The 19,395-nt window shown below is 36.6% G+C and carries 15 protein-coding genes and 1 riboswitch; of the genes, 1 reads left to right on the top strand and 14 read right to left on the bottom strand.

Annotated elements, in window-relative coordinates; translation table 11 throughout:
- Nucleotides 1-208: 208 nt before the first annotated feature.
- From QDN89_RS18625 to QDN89_RS18565, 13 genes are all read right to left on the bottom strand, one after another.
- Nucleotides 209-2,119 (bottom strand): sensor histidine kinase, encoded by a 1,911-nt coding sequence (locus QDN89_RS18625; RefSeq protein ID WP_280771675.1) that lies wholly within the window; start codon nucleotides 2,117-2,119, stop codon nucleotides 209-211.
- Nucleotides 2,106-3,650: a response regulator transcription factor gene (locus QDN89_RS18620; protein WP_280771674.1), complete on the bottom strand. Its 1,545-nt coding sequence runs from the start codon at nucleotides 3,648-3,650 to the stop codon at nucleotides 2,106-2,108. Before QDN89_RS18620 ends, QDN89_RS18625 begins: the two co-directional genes overlap by 14 nt.
- A 129-nt stretch (nucleotides 3,651-3,779) precedes the next feature.
- Nucleotides 3,780-6,062 (bottom strand): alpha-amylase family glycosyl hydrolase, encoded by a 2,283-nt coding sequence (locus tag QDN89_RS18615; protein ID WP_280771673.1) that lies wholly within the window; start codon nucleotides 6,060-6,062, stop codon nucleotides 3,780-3,782.
- A 17-nt stretch (nucleotides 6,063-6,079) separates the two neighbouring features.
- Nucleotides 6,080-7,063, bottom strand: coding sequence for an aldo/keto reductase family protein (locus QDN89_RS18610; RefSeq protein ID WP_280771672.1), 984 nt, complete (start codon nucleotides 7,061-7,063; stop codon nucleotides 6,080-6,082).
- 30 nt (nucleotides 7,064-7,093) lie between these two features.
- A complete protein-coding gene (locus QDN89_RS18605) occupies nucleotides 7,094-7,930 on the bottom strand; it encodes a carbohydrate ABC transporter permease (protein ID WP_280771671.1) in 837 nt (278 codons plus the stop codon).
- A gap of 18 nt (nucleotides 7,931-7,948) precedes the next feature.
- On the bottom strand, nucleotides 7,949-8,812 hold the full coding sequence (locus tag QDN89_RS18600) for a carbohydrate ABC transporter permease (RefSeq protein WP_280771670.1): 864 nt from the start codon (nucleotides 8,810-8,812) through the stop codon (nucleotides 7,949-7,951).
- A gap of 91 nt (nucleotides 8,813-8,903) precedes the next feature.
- Nucleotides 8,904-10,187, bottom strand: a complete 1,284-nt coding sequence (locus QDN89_RS18595; RefSeq protein ID WP_280771669.1) for an ABC transporter substrate-binding protein — start codon at nucleotides 10,185-10,187, stop codon at nucleotides 8,904-8,906.
- 168 nt (nucleotides 10,188-10,355) lie between these two features.
- The gene (locus tag QDN89_RS18590; protein ID WP_280771668.1) at nucleotides 10,356-11,738 is read right to left on the bottom strand and encodes a sugar porter family MFS transporter; all 1,383 of its coding nucleotides are present in this window, start codon (nucleotides 11,736-11,738) and stop codon (nucleotides 10,356-10,358) included.
- A gap of 60 nt (nucleotides 11,739-11,798) precedes the next feature.
- Entirely contained in the window at nucleotides 11,799-12,533 is a 735-nt protein-coding gene (locus QDN89_RS18585; protein ID WP_280771667.1) for a GntR family transcriptional regulator, read from the bottom strand.
- 60 nt (nucleotides 12,534-12,593) lie between these two features.
- Entirely contained in the window at nucleotides 12,594-13,148 is a 555-nt protein-coding gene (locus QDN89_RS18580; RefSeq protein ID WP_280771666.1) for a glucose-6-phosphate isomerase family protein, read from the bottom strand.
- A gap of 23 nt (nucleotides 13,149-13,171) precedes the next feature.
- Nucleotides 13,172-13,954 (bottom strand): glucose-6-phosphate isomerase family protein, encoded by a 783-nt coding sequence (locus tag QDN89_RS18575; protein WP_280771665.1) that lies wholly within the window; start codon nucleotides 13,952-13,954, stop codon nucleotides 13,172-13,174.
- Between the two features lie 15 nt (nucleotides 13,955-13,969).
- A complete protein-coding gene (locus QDN89_RS18570; RefSeq protein WP_280771664.1) occupies nucleotides 13,970-14,914 on the bottom strand; it encodes an ROK family protein in 945 nt (314 codons plus the stop codon).
- Nucleotides 14,915-14,924: 10 nt separating this feature from the next.
- Nucleotides 14,925-16,691: a class I mannose-6-phosphate isomerase gene (locus QDN89_RS18565; RefSeq protein WP_280771663.1), complete on the bottom strand. Its 1,767-nt coding sequence runs from the start codon at nucleotides 16,689-16,691 to the stop codon at nucleotides 14,925-14,927.
- 456 nt (nucleotides 16,692-17,147) lie between these two features.
- Here QDN89_RS18565 and QDN89_RS18560 point away from each other — a divergent pair, with 456 nt between their 5' ends.
- Nucleotides 17,148-18,536: an MFS transporter gene (locus QDN89_RS18560; RefSeq protein WP_280771662.1), complete on the top strand. Its 1,389-nt coding sequence runs from the start codon at nucleotides 17,148-17,150 to the stop codon at nucleotides 18,534-18,536.
- Nucleotides 18,537-18,683: 147 nt separating this feature from the next.
- Here QDN89_RS18560 and msrA read toward each other — a convergent pair whose 3' ends face one another.
- A complete protein-coding gene (msrA, locus tag QDN89_RS18555) occupies nucleotides 18,684-19,148 on the bottom strand; it encodes a peptide-methionine (S)-S-oxide reductase MsrA (RefSeq protein ID WP_280771661.1) in 465 nt (154 codons plus the stop codon).
- Nucleotides 19,149-19,240: 92 nt separating this feature from the next.
- Nucleotides 19,241-19,366: riboswitch (SAM riboswitch) on the bottom strand.
- Nucleotides 19,367-19,395: the final 29 nt, after the last annotated feature.

Raw genomic sequence — 19,395 nt, 5'->3', positions numbered from 1 at the left:
ATTTCTCCCCCATTAAAAGATATAATGTCATTACTTATATTTCGAGTATAAAACACTGCTTAAACTCAATAAGTAGTGTTTTTACACTTGTTCATCCCTTTCAAAAAGACAACTTTAAGAAACAGTATCAATAGTTCCAACTTTTCTCTCCGGCACGAAAGAATCTAAGTTAAAAGCCTCGACAAATAAGGGTGATTTTTCAACTGGATCATTGAACGATATCAGAACCTTCCTCATAAGCGTCAACATGAATTCTTACCTGAACTCTTGTTGTGTACTCATCGTCATTATTTGTCAAAATTCTCATCTCATACGAATCCCCAAATACTAACTTTAGCCGGGAATCAATATTTTTCACGCCGTAACCTAAATGGTCAGGCTTATCTTCAAGCCACTCCTCTGTCCGTAGAAAACCTAGAAGTTCACCTTTTCGCTCATTCGTCATACCTATTCCATTATCTGCGACTTCAAGTACGACATAATCATCATCTAATCTACCAGATATTAATATTAGACCTTGGTACCTTACCTTTCTAATACCATGATGAATAGCATTTTCGATCATTGGTTGAAGAATTAACTTACTAATTTTCATTTCTTTTATCTTTGGATCAAGATCCATTTTATAAACAAAACGATTTTCATAGCGAATTTTTTGGATATTTAAATAATACTGTGCCATTTGAAATTCATCTTCTATCGTAATCATTTCTTTTCCTTTACTAAGGATTAATTGAAATAATCTCGAGAGACCATAAACCATCTCACTAATTTCTTGCTGATCTTGTTCAATAGCAAGCCATTGAATCGAATCCAAAGTATTATATAAAAAATGAGGATTAAGTTGGTATTCTAAGACACGCAGTTCAAACATTTGTTTACGTTTTTGTTCCTTCTCTAACCGAATTAATAATTGTTCGATGTCAGCGGCCATGTGATTAAATTGATCCCCAATATCCGCAAGTTCATCCTTCCCTTTTAAGTGGACTCGCTCTTTAAGAGACCCTTCCCCTAATTTTTTAATGGACTGGCTTAGAGCGTTCAGACGGCTCGCAATTAATTTCGCACCTTTCAAAGAAATGAATAAAGACATCATCACTAAGATGAACATCCCGGAATACAACAATGTTTTCGTTTCATTCAACTCTGCATTCATCACGTCTTTATTATAGCCAATAAACACTTGTTGGTTTGTGTCCAAATCACTTGATGAGATATACCACTGACCGTGATCAATGGTTAGTGCAACAAATGATGTAGTTTGTCTAAGTGCTTCTTGATTATCATTTACAACATGACCAAATTCTGAATTATTCTGTAAAATGTGATTTCCTTGAAAAATAATCGATTGATTACTCATATTATCGATAATTCCGAACACGATATTCGGATCATCAATGTATTGACCGAGAGTCCCTTCAATTGAATTTAAAAAAAGATTGACGATGGCATAGCCAATAATATTTTGAGGTTGATCCACACTTGGGATTTTCCGAGTAAAGGTTACGATATCTTGATTTTTTGTTATCGTATCATCTACACTCCAGATTAGCCCAGAGTCGTTGGCATGAGCCGCATTAAAAATTTCTGAATCTCGTAAATCATTTCTTGTAAGGAGATAACTTTGAGAGGATGTTGAACTTAGGTATATATTCTCTTCTAGATCAACCACACCAATAGAATGGATATTCCCTCTACTTAGTCGATAACTTGATAATGCCGTTCTCATATTTGTCAATGTCGTATAATCACTACTGATATATTCTTGATCACTTATATCTCCATTCATAAATGACGCGGTATCTCTTACATTAGAATCAGGATTCACTCGTTCTAATGTTTCTTGAATTTGAGGATCAATAATAATGTTGTTTACGGTTTCATTTGTCTCATCTAACAATGAACTAATGCCATTATCTAATGATTGCTTTAATGTTAAGAGAGAATTAAATCGCTCTGCTTCGATTCGATTCGTCTGTTGGATAACGAGAAATGAAACAACCCCTAGTAATATTAGATTTGGTATGATCACTAATATTAATAACTTATAGAATACCTTAAACGTAAATGTATCTCTCTTTATTCTGTATAAATCACCTAAACGATCAAATAATTTCATTTGAATGTCTACTTTCTAATTTATAACTAGAAGGGTTTTTCCCTACATTTTTTTTGAAGGCATTACTAAAGTAATAGGGGTTGTCATATCCAACAATATCTGCGATTTCAAATATTTTTTTATCACTGTTCCGAAGAAGTTGTTTTGCCTTATCCATTCGGATTTGTGTCACATATTGCATACAGGATAACCCTGTAATTTTCCTGAATTCTTGCGTTAAATAGTTTGGAGTAACGGAAACTACTTCACTAATGACTTGTAAACTTAGTTCTTGATCCGCATAATGGTCTTTTAAATATAATTTAACGGTCTCAATCAAAACATTAGTGTTTTTCTGTTCTTTCACTTTCATCCGTTCTTCTGCCGATTCATGAATCCAACGTTCAAACCGGGTTAACATATCTAATTTTTGTAGACTTCCTAAAAAAGGTGCTGGTGGATATGGGGAGTCAATTTCTTTTAAAATGTTTTCCAACTTGAACATGATTTCTTGGAGTGTTTGAGCAGTCCACTCAGAAGACGGCTCATCCTGCTTTATTTTATTGATGATTTTTTGAGAAGATAATGCCATCTTAGCTGTATCACCAACACTAAATGCTAACTGAAGCTCGTTTTCTTCATCAAAGGGATATTCATAATAACCCTTTGTTTGTTTTTCTACTTCTTCTATAGATTTGCTAGTTGACTTCACTAAGGACTGGAAGTCGACAACTCTTTCGCCGAAACCAAAGATAATCGTAATTTGGTAGTTTTTCTCTATTTCATCTGCTAACGCGCGAAATGCGTCAGATAAATCCTCTACATCACAATCAACAATTCCAAAATATACCGTTTGAATATCTTTAATCACCGAAAAACCTTTACATACTTCTAAAATTCTTGATTCAAATAGAGATTTAATCGTGTATGTTTGAACCATATTCTCTGGGTGCTCTCTAGCATTCATGTTCATGATTCTTAAGGTCCCTATCATCACTTCTTCTTGCTCAGAAAACGGAAGATAATCAACTAAACATTCCATTTGTTCTTCAGAAACAAGCCTTCCTTCCAAAAGATCAAGGATCAATTTATCACTCAAATAAGGCTCAATATGTTGTTGTTTCCGTATAAAGGAATCTTGTTCTGCAATCGATTTCTCTTCCTTTTCCATTTCTTCGTTCAATTGTTGAAGAATATCGTCTAAATCAGATAAACTGACAGGTTTTATTAAATAAGATTGTACCTTTAGATTAATCGCTTTTTTAGCTAACTGAAATTCTTCATGCCCAGAAAGGATAACAGAACGAATGGACGGGTGGGTTTTTGTTAACTCTTCTAATAATTCAATCCCATCTATAAAGTTCATATAAATGTCTGTGATAATGACATCTGGAACGATATTTTCTTCTCTTATAATGTTCAGTGCTGTCTCTCCATCATCAGCCAGAGCTATTACTTCATAAGAATCGTTCATTTTTTCAACTGCGTTTTTTAAGCCACGACGAATGATCGTCTCATCATCAACAATCATCATTGTTAATTTCCGAACCATAAATCGTTCCCCCCCTCGCGCAGTTGTCAGCAACAAAAGTATTAAAAGAATACTACTAAGAAACTCAAAACAACTTGAGATAACGCTTTCATGTTTATCCCTATTTTACCTTATCTACTTATAAAAATGTTACTTTTTGTCGATTTTTGTCTTTAAATCGACCCACAAAACTTGGAAAGGGTTTAACTTCCATTTTTTTTGATTAAATGTTTGACAAGTATATTTCTCGTCTGAAATATATGCATCAGTTATTAAATCTTTAAGATAGAATCCTTCGGGGAAAAAGGCGTTTATCTCATCCGCCCCACTCCAAGAGATACACACTTCTTCTGTTTGATCCGAACAATTTGCAATACAAACGGTATAGGATTCTTCTGTTTTTCTTACTGGATGAAAGATAGTTGGATTATCACTATAACCACCTATAAAATCACACAAGCCCTCCTTTAACGAAGGATGTGATTTCTTTAATTGAATCCCTTTCTTTAAGTCATTTTCAATTCCTTCTTCTCCTCCGATATACATCATAAATGGCCCTTCTATGAATAGATAAATATACGAGAGTAATAACGTTTGAGGAATTCCAAATTGTTCTCTTCTCCATTTCTTTCCTGGAGGATACCACCAAAAGGAATCGTGAGAATCGACATGATGAGCTGTTCGTGAATGATTTGGAAGCCATCGTTGTCTCACGTCAAACCACTGAGCCATTTCATTTGCGAAGATTTTATTACTTGGTTTTTCTCTCCCGATCACAACGGATGCTGAATCATACAACAGAGCTTGAATAAGCCAATGTTCGTCATAATTATAATTTAAGTCCATATTTTTTCTGTAAAGTGGTGTGCTTGGCTCCGTATAAAACAATAGATCTCCTTTTATTTTACGCAACTCTTTCCTCGCTTTTTCGAACAGTTTGATTGGGCCAACAGCTGATTCGCCTGCTTCATAAGGAATGTTCCTATCCCAATTCGGAATCGAATTCCAATGGGGTGCATCAAATCGAAAACCATCAATATTTAATTCAAGAATCATATATTTTAACGCTTTTATAAAATAGTTTTGCCAGTCCTCATTTGCTGCATCAAAGGCGTTCGTATAAATACCAGTAATCTCCCCTTCTTCATCCCTGACAAACCATTCTGGGTGTTGTTTCACTAAATCATGAATTTCTGGTGATCCTTCTCTCCAATATGGAGCAAAATCAATCACTGTTTGGTTTAATTCCAGACGGTGGGTGTCTCCACTCGTTTTTGCTTGATGCTCTGCTTTTCCAATAAAATATTGATCCATGACACCATGCAAAATCACATCTAAAATAATTCTTATCCCTAAATCATGAGCTTTAGATACTAATGTGATTAACGCATGTTTATCTCCGTATGATGTTGATAGATCAAAATAGTCATGAACCGCATAACAAGGGTATGGCTGTTTAGGCATTACTTGAATCGCTGTAAATCCAAGAGATGAAATTCGTGGAAGGTCGTCTATTAAATCTTTCATTGTCTTATACGGTGTATAAGAATAGTTATCTTTAAAGACGGCTGTGCCGATATGGGTTTCGAAAATCACCAAATCTTCCAACCATTTTGGAGAGTCTGTTGGTGTTTTGATATGGTGTTCATTAAACCAATGTTGGAGGTTGTTCGCTGCTTGCCTCTCCTCATCAGCAAACATGTAATAGGCTCCTGAGAAAGTCATTGATTCCCCTTCAGCTAAATAACCGGAGAATTGATAATCATTCACTAATGAAATTTGATTTCGCTCACTCTCTACACGTTGGTCAACACGTTCCTTAAATGACAAGCTCCAACCAATCCACGTTTTTAAACTATTACCATCTATTAATCCAGCTGCCCCAATGGAATACTCTCCAAATGGCCAAACTTGATGTTGATGATTTGAAAGGTTGTAATAAGGGAGCGACCCTTGAACACCAGGTAAAAATACAGATGTACGATCTCGATTAAAATCAGGTGAAAACATCGTTTGGTTAATAATTGCTTTTCGGACAATTTGTTCCTTTCCTGTTTGATTTACGAAATCAAATCCAATAGAAACGATCTTCTTTTTCACATCAACCTTTATTCTCCAAATTACTTGAAACCCGTCTTGGCTGCATACCACCTGAAGTTCATTCTCATCTTCTTTGCTGATTTCAAAATGATCGGCCACCAATTGATCTCCAATTGTCGTCGTATTGGTGTAATATGGCATTCTCCTTGGAAGAGGCCGGTGCTCTTCCCCATTTAAATGGATACGTAAAAACGGTGTCGATGTTTCTATTATTAAAGAATCTCCATTAAGCGTTTCTAGTTTGGTAAGGGATCCACTGTTTTTATTAAAATATAATGTCATAGTCGCTGTTTTAAACGTTATCATCTCGTCATATTCTAAAATTGTACCCACATCACTTCCTCCTCTAATTAATCAAATAACGGCCAAGTAAAATTTATTTTATCCAGTATGCTATTCACTTCTTCTATTAAAACACTGCTCCATTCCATTTCTGATGCCTTGATGTTTTCGGCAATTTGATCTTGATTTTCAGCACCCATAATAACGGACGAAACTTGATCATTTAATAAAATCCAAGATAATGCCAGCTGTGTCAGAGAACAGTTTTCTCTAACAGCAACTTTCTTCAATTCTCTTATTGCCTCAAAAATATCCTCTTTAAAATATAAGGAAGCGGAATCATTATCTGTCTTCCTTAATCGGGAATCTTCAGGTAATTCTTCTGCTGAAGTATAGGACCCTGTAAGAACACCTTGTGCAAGTGGAGAAAATACGAGTTGTCCGAGCCCTCCTTCTTTTGATGCAGGGACAATATCATTTTCCATTTGTCTGACCAACATGTTATAAATCGGTTGATTGGAGATCATTTTTCTAAGTCCTAATCTATCAACTGTGCTCAACCCTTCTTTAATCTGATCTGCGTTCCATTCACTGATTCCGTAATAGAGAATTTTCCCTTGAGAAACTAAATCGTCCATCGCCTGCAATGTTTCTTCAACCGGACTGTTTTTATCAAATCGGTGACATTGATAAAGGTCAATATAATCGACATTTAACCGTTTTAAACTACGATCACATTGTTCCATGATATGTTTTCTAGATAAACCACTCTGGTTAGGCTTCTCTCCCATTGGAAAATACACTTTCGATCCAATCACATAGGACGTACGATCGTACTTTGCAAGTGCCTCTCCTAGAACTCTTTCTGCATGACCAAGTCCATAGAAGTTAGCTGTATCGAAATAATTAATCCCGTGTTCATAAGCATATCTAATCGTATTTAGCGCATTATTTTTATCATAATCCTTCGACGTTCCATCAAACGTTAACCACGTCCCCAAACCAATCTCACTAACTTGCAATCCACTATTTCCAATACGTCTATATTTCATCGCTCTCAGCTCCATTAATTTAATAAAACTTTACCCTTTTACGGATCCACTTGTAAGGCCTTCAATAATATGTTTTTGCAAGAAGATATAAATAATAATGATTGGAATTAAGCTACTAAAAATGGCTGCGAACATCGTAGTGAAATCATTTTGATAAACGGACTTAAATAAACTAATTCCAACTTGTAACGTTCGAGCACTCTGGTCCGTTGTGAGGAGAAGGGCAAAAATAAACTCATTCCATGAAAATAAGAATTGAAAAATGGCGGCTGTTGCCACCCCTGGCCTTACTAGAGGAAGTAAGATTCTGTAATAGGTCTGGAACATGTTACACCCATCAATTTCAGCCGATTCTAAAATTTCCTCTGGTACTCCTCTTACGAATCCATAAATAATGAGAAGAGTTAAAGGTAAACCCATGGCCATATAAGTTGTCACTAAGGCCCAAGGTGTATTGATCAAATTAAATTGTGCTGCGATTAAATAATATGGCACTAATAAGGAGTTCGTAGGGAGGAAAATACCTATAATAATAGTAAAATAGATTATTTTAGCCCATTTTCCTCCTTTTCGAACCGCATATGCCGCCATCGTTGCAAACAATATACAAATAGCTGTACTAATCGTACTTACAAATAAAGAATTCCAAAATAGTCTTCCTAAGTTCCCTACCCTAAAGGCTTCCACATAGTTTGAGAAATTCCATGTTTCAGGTAAAGAAAAGGGAGCTCTCATCAACTCCGCATTCGCTTTAAATGAAGACAAGAGAATCCAAAGAAAAGGAAACATTGTAACCATTAAAAAGAACAATAAAATAAGATAAACAGGAATATAACCTAGTTTTAAGGTTTTCAATTTAGCTTTCATTATCATGCACCTCCTGACCTACGCATTTTTCTCTCTAAAAACAAGCTGAACAACCAAGATCATAAACCCTCCAGCCAAAATGAGCATCACGGCTAATGTATTGGCATAACCGTAATCAAAATTGACCATTTGACGATAAATATGCAAGGCCATGACCATCGTTTCATTTACCGGACCACCATTGGTCATGACAAAAGGTGCTTCAAAGTTCTTCAACGTATTAGTGATTGCTAATAAAACCCCTGCGGCAATACCTGGTTTTAACAATGGAATAGTAATCAATAACTCTCTTTGAAAGATATTGGCGCCATCAATTTCAGCCGCTTCGTAAATAGATTTATCGATCGTTGCAATAAACGCCATGAAAATGACCATAAATATTCCTACATAGAATATCCAATGTGCAATCAAAGCTGGAAATGCTGTACTCATTTCTCCCAACCAGTTTCTCTGTAAAAACCCAAGTCCAACTGCTTCAAGTCCTGCATTCAACAATCCAAATTGACCGTTATAGATAAATAACCACATCATCGATAAAGCGAGAGTAGATATTAAGTTCGGAAAGAAGAAAACTGTTCTAAAAAACTTCCACCCTGGTACTTTATAGGAAAGGATAATGGCTAATAGTAATGCAAGCGGGATGTGAATAAACACAGCCGATGCTCCCCAAATTAATGTATTCATCAAAGATTTATGAAAAACGTGATCATCGATTAACTTCTCATAGTTATCTAATCCTGCAAACGACATTGACCCAATACCATCCCATGTCATAAAACTTGTAAAAAGTAAAAATCCGATGGGATAAACAAAGTAAATGGCGAAGACAATGACTGCAGGCAGGATAAAAAGAAAAACGCCTAACTTCTTTTTATTTTTCATCCGTACCACCTCACATTTATATACCATAATGGTTCAACCATATGATCGAACCATTATGATAGAATGATATAATGTTATATCTTAAATTTTTTTATTCTTCCACACCGGCCATTTGTTCTACAAATTCCTCTGGAGTTACTTCACCTAACGCTAGTGCTGATACAGCAGATGGAAACTCGTTTGCTACAGCTGTACTTTTTGCGTTAATTAAGTGCTTAAATTCATATGGTGCCGCTTGAAGATTTTCCAAAATATCAATAGAAATTCGGTCTGCATCGTCATCTTCATTTATTTCAAAATTTGCTGCTTCCATTAAAGCTCCACTATCTAAGAATAATCTCTTAGCATTATCCGTGTGAGTCAAATATTTCATAAATTCAACAGCCATTTCTTCTTTTAGCGGATCTTCATGCTTTTTACCAGTTAATACGAAGTTAACACCTGCAATAACTGCGCCTTGTTCTCCTTTTCCACCTTCATATGCAGGCATTGTTCCGACGCCAACCTTTTCTGCAAATTCATCTCCACCTTGCTCATAAAACTGACTAATCATCCATGGACCATTAACAATCATCGCTGCATTTTCATTAATAAAATAACTAGCATAGGATGAATAAGTTAAACCAACAGCATCAGAAGGCGAATACTCAAACATTCTATCTAGAATTCTTGCTCCCTCAAGAAATGCTTCATCATCTAATTCAAGCTCCCATAAGTCCTCCCCAGCAATACTCGATACAATATAGGAGTACATCAGTTGAGTAGACCATGCATTTTCTCCAGTACCTGTAGCAATGGGAGTAATACCGTTCTCCATTAATTTATCCGCCGCATCGAAGAATTCGTCCCAAGTCGTAGGGAATTCATCAATTCCTGCATCAGCAAATAATTCTGTATTATAATAAATTGGAACCATCATCGACTCAAACGGAACAGCCATAATTTGATCCTCATACCTTCCATGATCAAGACCTTCAGGAGAAAAAGAATCTCCCCAACCATCATCTAGATGTGGTGATAAATCGATTAATTTGTCTGACCCATAATATCGATCAGCATCTACTGGGTTATGCTGGAAATAGAAAATATCTGCTACCGTATCCGTTGCTAAACTTGTACGGTTCTTATCGTACATTGTCTGTGGATCTGGCGTAGCATCAATGACAACTTTTGCTCGTCCTTCATGCTCTTCATTAAACTCATCAACAATTGCTTGAATTGTCTCTGCACGACCTTCGTTACCTACGTAGTGAGTGTGGAATGTTAATTCATGCTCTTCTTGAGCTGCTTCCGTATCATTACTATCTCCTTGACTGCAAGCGGTTACAACTAACATCAAAAATAAAATTAGGGCAACAATCACTTTGTTTTTCATTTGAATCCTCCTTTATATTATCTTTCTCTTAAAATATACAGAAAATATAGAAAACTTAACATGCATTATCTTATGGTATCGATTATAAAAAATTAAGGGTTGAGATTTATTCACGAACTTAGTTGGTAAAAAACGGTCTAATATCTAAATTAGACCGTTTTAATTATCTTATGTTGTTTGCGTTTTCCATTGTTCTTCAATTTCTTCAAGAGATTTATTTTTAGTTTCTGGAACATAGTAAATAGAAAATGGAATAGCGATTAAACAAAAGAGTCCATAAACAAGGAAAGGAAATGCCCCATTAAAGACTGATTGTAATGTCGCATTATCATTAATCATTGGGAATGTTTGTGCAACAACGATATTTGAGAACCACAATACAAATACTGATATACTCATTACCTTCGCTCTTAATTTATTAGGGAATATTTCTGAAATAAGGATCCAAGCGATCGGTCCCCAAGAAAAAGCAAAAAAGATTATATACATAAACACTAAAATAAGAATAAAGAAGTTTATTATTTGCATATAAATCATAAGACCTACAGCACTCATACTGATAGCCATGCCAATTGAACCAAAGATTAGAATAGGTTTTCTCCCCACTCTATCAATAAAAATAATTGCTATGAATGTTGCTAGAAAATTAACTAAACCAATTAGTACACTTTGGTAAAATCCTGCATTTTCAGTACCACCAATTTGAAATTCATTAAATATCTCTGTTGCATAATACATAATAACATTAATACCACTTGCTTGCTGAAGGATGGCTAATCCTACCCCAACGAAAAGTGCCGGTTTCCACGTTTTACTGAATAGCTTGTACTTTTTATTTTCTTTGTCTAATTGTATAGTCGATTGAATTTCTTTTACTTTTTCTTTACTTTCACTTTCAGTAGAACCTATTTTCTTCAATACTTCCTGTCCTCGAAGCAAGTCACCATTCAAAACTAACCATCTAGGTGTCTCTGGAATAAAAAACAATAACACGATAAATATTATGGCTGGTATCACTTCTGAACCTAGCATAATTCTCCAACCCATTTCCACATTCCAAGCTGCATTACCACTCTCGGATACCCTAAAGTTTACAAAGTAAATTATCAAAATTCCTAGAGTAATCGCAACTTGATAAAAACTTGTTAAAACACCTCTATTTTTCTTTGGTGAAATTTCGGATATATACATTGGAACAACAATCGATGCGAGTCCAATACCAATACCACCAATCATTCTTGCAAGAATAAAAAAAGCAAAGTTAGGTGGGATTGCAGACAGGATTGCAGATACTCCGAATAATACACCAGCAATCATTAACGTTTTTTTCCGGCCAAAATTATCTGCTACTTTTGCTGCTAATAGTGCCGCAATCAAACAACCTAAAAGAGCACTGGAAACTGCCCATCCTACCATAGCAGGTGATAGATCAAAATAAACTTGTAGGGAACCAATTGCACCAGCTATAACTGCCGTATCATAACCGAATAAAATTCCACCAATAGATGCCACCATTGCGATTAAAATGGGATAACTGTTTTTATTGTTCATAAAATCAAACTCCTCTCATATTATTGATATAATGTCATATCATTTAAGGCTAAGAAGGGATTATTTCCCCTCTGTCCTTAAATTAAATTTATACAACTTGGAGTGATAATAGGCTTTTGTATACTCTATGATTTTGTTCTCCGTGCTATATGTTTGTCTTGTACGCAACATTAAAGGGAAATTTGTTTTGACATCCAAGTACTCTGCTAGTCTTTTATCTGCCGTTTCTACCTCAAAACATTCATCGACGTATTTTATGTGAATTCCTTTCGTTGAAAAGAATTCATATAATGATCCTATCGATTCTAGTTCTTCTATTTTTAAACCTGTCTCAAGTGATAAGTAAGTATCAAAAACCACGATCGGAATGCCATTCGCCGTTCTTACTCTAACAAGCTTAATGACATCTGTCCCTTCATTAATATCAAGGTTTAAGGAAACCTCTCTCTCTGCTTTCACAATAGACACATCAACATAAGAGGTTCCAGTTTTGTACCCTCGTTCATTCATTTCTTCGGTAAAACTTCTTACCTTTAACACTTGTTCATGAAATAAACGTTGTCCAAGGACTACTGTTCCCTTTCCTCGTTGTCTATGCAAATACCCTTCACTTACAAGCTCGTTTAATGCTTGACGAACAGTAATACGACTCAGGCTATAAAACTCTTGTAATTCTTTCTCTGTTTTTATTTTGTCGCCAACCTCATAAACACCAGAATCAATCTTTTCTTTTATGATTTCCTTTAGTTGCTGATACAACGGAACAGCACCTTTATTATGGTTTAATAATGACATGCCATCTTCACTCCATTCTTTGTACATATCATTATGACATTTATCTATTAAAGTTAAAAGTTACTCTGCTAAGATTTTACCTCCTATTTCTTTGACTCTTACCCCGAATCCTTTTTCCGCAATTGGACCGTATTGATGCCCTGCATCAGCAGGCCAACACGCACCCACTGCTAATTTAGTCGAACCTGTATTAACAAGACGATGAGCGATCTTTCCTGGGACATAATGGAGTGATCCAGGATATACATGTTGAAGACTATTATTTCCTTCTTCATCCATAAATACTAGAACTCCTTCGCCTTCTAAACCCCAGTAGTATTCTGCACGGTTTAAAATTTCATGAAAGTGACCCTTTGTCATGAAATATTCATTTCCAACTTTACCTGGATTGATAAAACTTGTCCCAAAGAACAGACCACCTTCTGTCCCTGATTCAACGGGAGCATAAGCCTCTACTTCATAGAGGACAGTTTCTGGATCCATCGCGTGAAAAGCTTCCTCGTCTTCATAAAAACCATCCATATCTTTTAATTTCCGAATAGATTTACTAACATTTTCTCCTTTTAACATGCCATTTTGTTTTGAAAATTCGACGCTTGGATTTTTAATAATCATCTTTCATTCCTCCTAATCACAGTTTATGGTTGAAATGCCTTCCATTCTTTTTCCGTTAAAAATGGCTTCGAGACAAATTGAAATTTCTCCGGATCATTTTCAAATTGCAGATAAATCGGTTGCCCTTTGTTAATGTTAAATTCTTTATATTCTCTAGCATTTTGCTGAAGAAGCTCCGTGAATTCATAACTGTCATTATGTCTCCATTCTAACGATTTATCCTCTTTTACTACTGGATACCACGCCAATCCTTGATGTGCTCTAACATCATCATATTCAAATCCATATTCTCTATCGCACCATGCTCCAAATGTAAGAGGTACCTCGGGATTTGCGCTTATTGTTGCATGAGCCCAATTTGGCGGAACGATGACGACATCACCTGGGTAAGCATAGACAGCATAACAACGACCTGGATTATCTTTCGCTGTTTCTTGCATGTAAATGACGGCTTCTCCTTCCCAAATCTCATATACCTCTGGAGGTGACCAACCACTATGTGAAGAGACTTTATGAATATGTCCTTGGCTTCGAATCGGTTCTTCCCCTAGTTTTCCTTTGGCATATGTGACAACTCCAAACAATAACATTCTTTCTTCTAATTCCTGCTTGTCTTTTTCTTTTCCAACATCCATCACAATCGAGTATACCGTTTCCGGACCCTTACAATTGGGTTCCCTTAGACTTTTTCTTATGTCATCTAAACGTCTTCTTTCAGGTATTGGACCAAAAACACCGCGTCCATATGAAAACGACATTTCATCGTTATTTGGGGTTATTTGGATTTTTGGATCAAAGTTCTTCATCACATTGCTCCTCTCTTAGTTTTTAATGCTGTTGATCGTAAGGTCGTAAAGTCCAAGAAGAACAGAATAATCAGGATTTTTTGCAACTAAAAATTTCGGCTCTCCCCAAGGGGTCCATGCTCTATTTAAAACTCTTTCTTTCATCTTAGGTAGCAAATAATCACTAGATTTCATTAAACCTCCGCTTAATATAATCGTACTTGGATCATAAGCATGTATAAGATTCGTCATACCAGTTGCCCATTGTTCGATTAAATCTTCCAGAAAGTCGCTACAAAACGTATCCCCTTTTTGAGCAGACATGACGATATTTTTATAATCGACTACATCCAACTCATTAAGCATGCTTTTCGAGAATCCTTCTCTTTCTTTCGCAACGATTGGTAACGCCCAATTTGATGATTGTGATTCCACACAGCCAACGTTTCCACATGTACATAAGTACCCTCTGTAATCTGTTGTGATGTGTCCACCAAGAACACCAGCTTGAAAATGCTTCCCTCTCAAAAGCTCTCCGTTAATCATTGCTGATGTCCCAATCCCGGTACCAAAAATCATCATCACTGCATCTTTCTCCCCTCGTGCTACGCCATGGAATACCTCACCAGCAAGTGCAGCCCTTGCATCATTCTCGATTATAAAAGGGATATTAAACTCTTTTTCTATCCATTGATTAAAAGAAAATGTCGTTGCGTCATTATATTTAGCATTTGTTGCTAACACTTTTTTTTCTTCAGAGTCGACTAATCCAGGGATAGCAATTCCTAGTCCAGAAATATCTTTGATTGTTAAGTGATTTCGTTTCAACAAAACCTCAACGAGATCTATTACTGCATCTAGCCTTGGTATCAATCCATTTATTGATAAAGATTTTGTATGAAGAAAGTCTATTACTTCTCCGTTTCTTATCAAACCTACTTTAATTAACGTTCCTCCAAAGTCCACAGAAAGTGTTTGCATATAACCCTCCTTATGTTCTTACATAGGCTTTTATTGTTGCTATCGTTTTTCCTTTACTTGGCCCTGATGGTTTTATTGTATAGGATGAAATGTTTGCAGGGATAATAAAAGTTTCCGCATAGTGCACAACATAAGGTTCGAATTCACCTGTTGGGCTCTCTATCGTTGCTTCTTCTCCATCTACTAAATTCAATACATTAACGATGCCTCCCGTTTCATGAGTGACAGGAGCATTTCCAACATGACGACGTGTCTCTATAAACTCACGTTCATGAAGCCCTGTTTTTTCCTCTGTCCATCCATTTGATTGCTTAATGGTTTCTGTTTGATTGATTAAATTACTCTCCACCCATGATGTTGTCCGGTCCCATTGAATGACTTCTTTTCCGTGATCAATGTGAACAGGACGAGGCTTACCATCTAAATCTACTCGATCCCAATCCCATAGTTTGAATGTAAAAATATATGGTGTAGCACTGATTTCAAGAACCATGCTATTTGTTGCTGAACAGTGTATAGTTCCTGCTGGAATGGAGAAATGATCATGCTTTTTGACAGGGAATTGATTAATATACTTTTCATCTGGAAAACTAATTTCCCCTTTTTCCGCTCGTTTCAAATCGGCAACCATTTCCTCTTTATCTACTCCTTCTTTTAACCCGAGATAAATAGTCGCGTCCTCACTGCAATCCAAATAGTAATAGCTTTCATCCTGTGTATAAGCCATGCCGAAATTATCCTGAATATACTCGGTCAAAGGGTGAACTTGTAAACTTAAGTTTTGTCCCTCCATCGTATCTAAGAAGTCAAAACGAATCGGAAAGCTTTTTCCGAACCTTGCATGAACTTTTTGCCCCATCAATTCAACCGGTTTAAAATAGACTAAATTGATCGAAGGTAATGTGAAAGTGACATCACCAAACTTTAGATTTAAACTATTTTCCTCAGGTACACAATCAAATGCCCATGCATAGTTGACCGCATCATCATCTAATTTCACTACTTCTCTTATCCATTGTCCGCCCCATATTCCAGGCTTGAAATACGGCACTACTCTAAAAGGCTGATTAACTGCTTGGTTGATACCAATAAAATACGTTTCTTTAGCGACCATGACAGGTTTATTTGCTCGTTCTGTATCCAAAAAGTAATCTGCTTTTGTTGAGATCTTTTGCTTTATTCGATCAGCCATTCGCCATTCGAAAAAATAGCCTCTTTTGAATTTTTTTAGTGGCTCTTCTTCTAAATTATCCGCTTTCCAATTTCCGAATTCTTTTGTTTCAAAACGCTGTTGAATTTCCCATCGAGTAAGGTCTGCATAAATAAGGACATCTGGATTCTCCTCAATTACTGTTGCTCCTACACCTATAATTAGAACAATGCCGTCATTGATTTGTGAAATCTCATGTTTTACTTGGTTAAGTTTGCTTTGATCAACAAACTCTTCCATTCTATGAGGTGCGACAAAACCAAATACTCGATCCTCCGTCATATGTCTTTGAATTTTAGAAGTCACTTCAGATGCAGATTCCATCACGTCCTCTGCTTTAATTACCTTCACATCACTTAAACCTTCTGAAAGCCCTTCGATAATTTCTTCTTCTCTTACTCCGGGATAACATTCTACACAAATCATACATTTTTCCTTTGTATCAGATACTGATTTCAACATAGCGGATATTTGATGATACCCCTGAAAAACATTGCGCTTCTCATTTTTCACGTTTACAACTGGATTCTTATCATAGTTAGCCGGTCTTTTAAGGTACTTTCCCATATAACCCTCTCCTATAGTCATAATGTTATAACATTATGACTATTATAAACTGAGATATCAAAAGAAGTCAATGGGGAATAAGTGATTGGGGAATGAGTGGGGAATGGGGACGGTTCTTGTTCGGCAAATAATGAAATACGAACAGTGCCAGGCGCTGTTCGTAAAGGGTTTCTTTGTATAAATCTATCAATCTGTGCTCAAAAACCAGCTATTTTTTACTTGAAACGAAACTCATTTTCAACCGCAAGAACCGTCCCTCCGGTTAACATCCAGAATCATAATTATCTAAATGGAAAAGTTCTAAGCTCTTTTGTTAAATTATATTGAATTTTCAAAATAATTACCTTATACTGTTTTATAGTACATACCAACCGGTTAGTATACCTTTGCGTTTCTAGTAATTTTACTAACCACATAAGCATCAATAGCTTACTAATATGGAAATGGGGAGATGGAATGTCGGCTAAACGCGAACAAGATGTCACCGCTTTACAAGCAGCACAACAGGAACGACCTGGACATAAGGAAATGGTCAATTATGGGTTAGGATTTTTCGGAATTATTTTAATCTGGACGATGGTTGGGACATTCTTAGCATTTTACTATACAGATGTTGTCGGAATCTCCGCCGGTGTCGTGGGAACGCTTATGCTCGTATCTCGCCTTCTTGATGGCGTCACAGATATTGGAATGGGATCGATCGTTGACAGGACGAAATCAAAACATGGGAAAGCACGACCGTGGATTATTTGGATGGCGATTCCGTTTGCCATATCGGGCGTCTTGCTCTTTTCTGTGCCTGACATCAGCATGACAGGCAAGATCATTTATGCGTATGCCACATATATCTTTCTCATCCTAACGTATACGGCCATATCGATTCCTTATAAAACGCTGCTAGGACTGATGACACAAGATCCGAAAGGACGCTCATTGGTTAATGTTTACACCGGTGTTTTTACGATGTTAAGCACGATTCTTGTCATGACACTTGCTGAACCGATTGCCAGTGCCATTGGTGGCGCTTTAGGATGGACAATGATCGCCCTAGCTATCGGTATCATCATTGTTGTTACCTGCTATACGTCCTTTCGATCCACAACCGAAAGAGTCGATGTGCAGTCCGTTGCTAAACCGAAAAAGACCGTGCCATTTAAGATTGAATTCAAAGCGTTATTAACAAACAAATATTGGGTGATTATTACGATTTATTGCGTTCTTGCCTATTCCCTTAATGCTCTTCTCACCGGGGCTGGGATCTACTACGCCACATACATTTTAGGCAATAGCAGTTATTTTTCTCTATTTGCGCTTACATTATTTTTACCAACTATCGTTTGTTTCTTTTTTGTTGGAAAACTAGCAGGGAGATTCGGCAAACGAAATATCGCTTTGTTCGTATCGGTGATCGCGATTTTCGGATCACTCGTCAAAATGATTGATCCATCCAATTTAACAATCTATTTAACTGGAAATGTCATTCAAGGATTTGGGTTAATTCCAGTCATCACCTTTTTATATGCAATGATTAATGACACGACGGAATATGGTGAGTGGAAAACGGGATTCAGAACAGCCGGCCTCGTAAACAGTGCTGCTAGTTTTGGCATGAAAGTTGGAACAGGTATCGGTGGCGGTTTAATCGGTTGGTTGTTAGCATTTGGTGGTTATCGAGGTGCAGTCGCAGAACAAACAGCATCAGCAAGTCAAATGATCTTAGCCCTAAACATCCACCTCCCCTTACTTTTCACCCTACTCCAAGTGATCCTCCTCTGGATGTACAAACTAGACAAACAATACCCACAAATATTAGACGAATTAGGAAGAAGAAAAGTAACGGAGTGAGGAATAGGAACCGTCCCCATTCGGCAGTGAGGAATGGGGACGGTTCTCGTTCGGCAAACAATCAAAAAGGAAGAGTGCTTGGTCAGGCACTGTTCGCACAAAAAGGGGAACAAGCTCAATAGAGCTTCTTCCCCTTTTTCAATTTACTTATATTCCACAAGCAACCACGTTATTTTTTTGAAAGTACTTTTGATGATAGTCTTCTGCTGGATAAAACGGTTGTAAAGGACTAATTTCAGTGACGATTTTTTTATTACTTCCTTCATTTAATTCGGCTTTTTTACTGCTTGCAATATCGAATTGCTGCCGATTTTGAAAGAAAATAACAGAACGATATTGAGTCCCAATATCTATCCCTTGACGGTTACGCGTTGTCGGATTATGACATTCAAAAAATTTACTAACTAGCTCTTCATAAGATACTTTCCATGGATTATATATTATTTCAATAACCTCTGCATGACCAGTTGTCCCTGTCTTCACTTCCTCATAGGAGGGATTCTCCACATGACCACCAGAGTAGCCTACTTTTGTTTCTTCCACTCCACGAATACTTTCAAAAAATGCTTCCACACCCCAAAAACAACCTGCTCCAAATACTACTTTTTCCATTGTCATTCGCCCCTTTTTGAGCGATAAATCTTCTCTCCATAAGAAAAACCTCTCTAAGGTAAGAGAGGTTCTCGTATATGTATATACGATTACTCTCATCTTCCAAGGATCATTAATCATAATCCTTGCAGGAATTGGCACCGTTTAAATCAATTAATCATTGATTTAATGGTTGCTGGGTATCAAAGGGCCTGTCCCTCCACCGCTCTGGATAAGAAGTCTATCACTATATTTTTTAGTTAAATAT

Origin of the sequence: Salipaludibacillus daqingensis (assembly GCF_029891575.1) — a bacterium.
GTDB lineage: Bacteria > Bacillota > Bacilli > Bacillales > Salisediminibacteriaceae > Salipaludibacillus > Salipaludibacillus daqingensis.
Note: the sequence above shows the minus strand (reverse complement) of the source record. Positions and strands in the feature narration are given on the sequence as shown.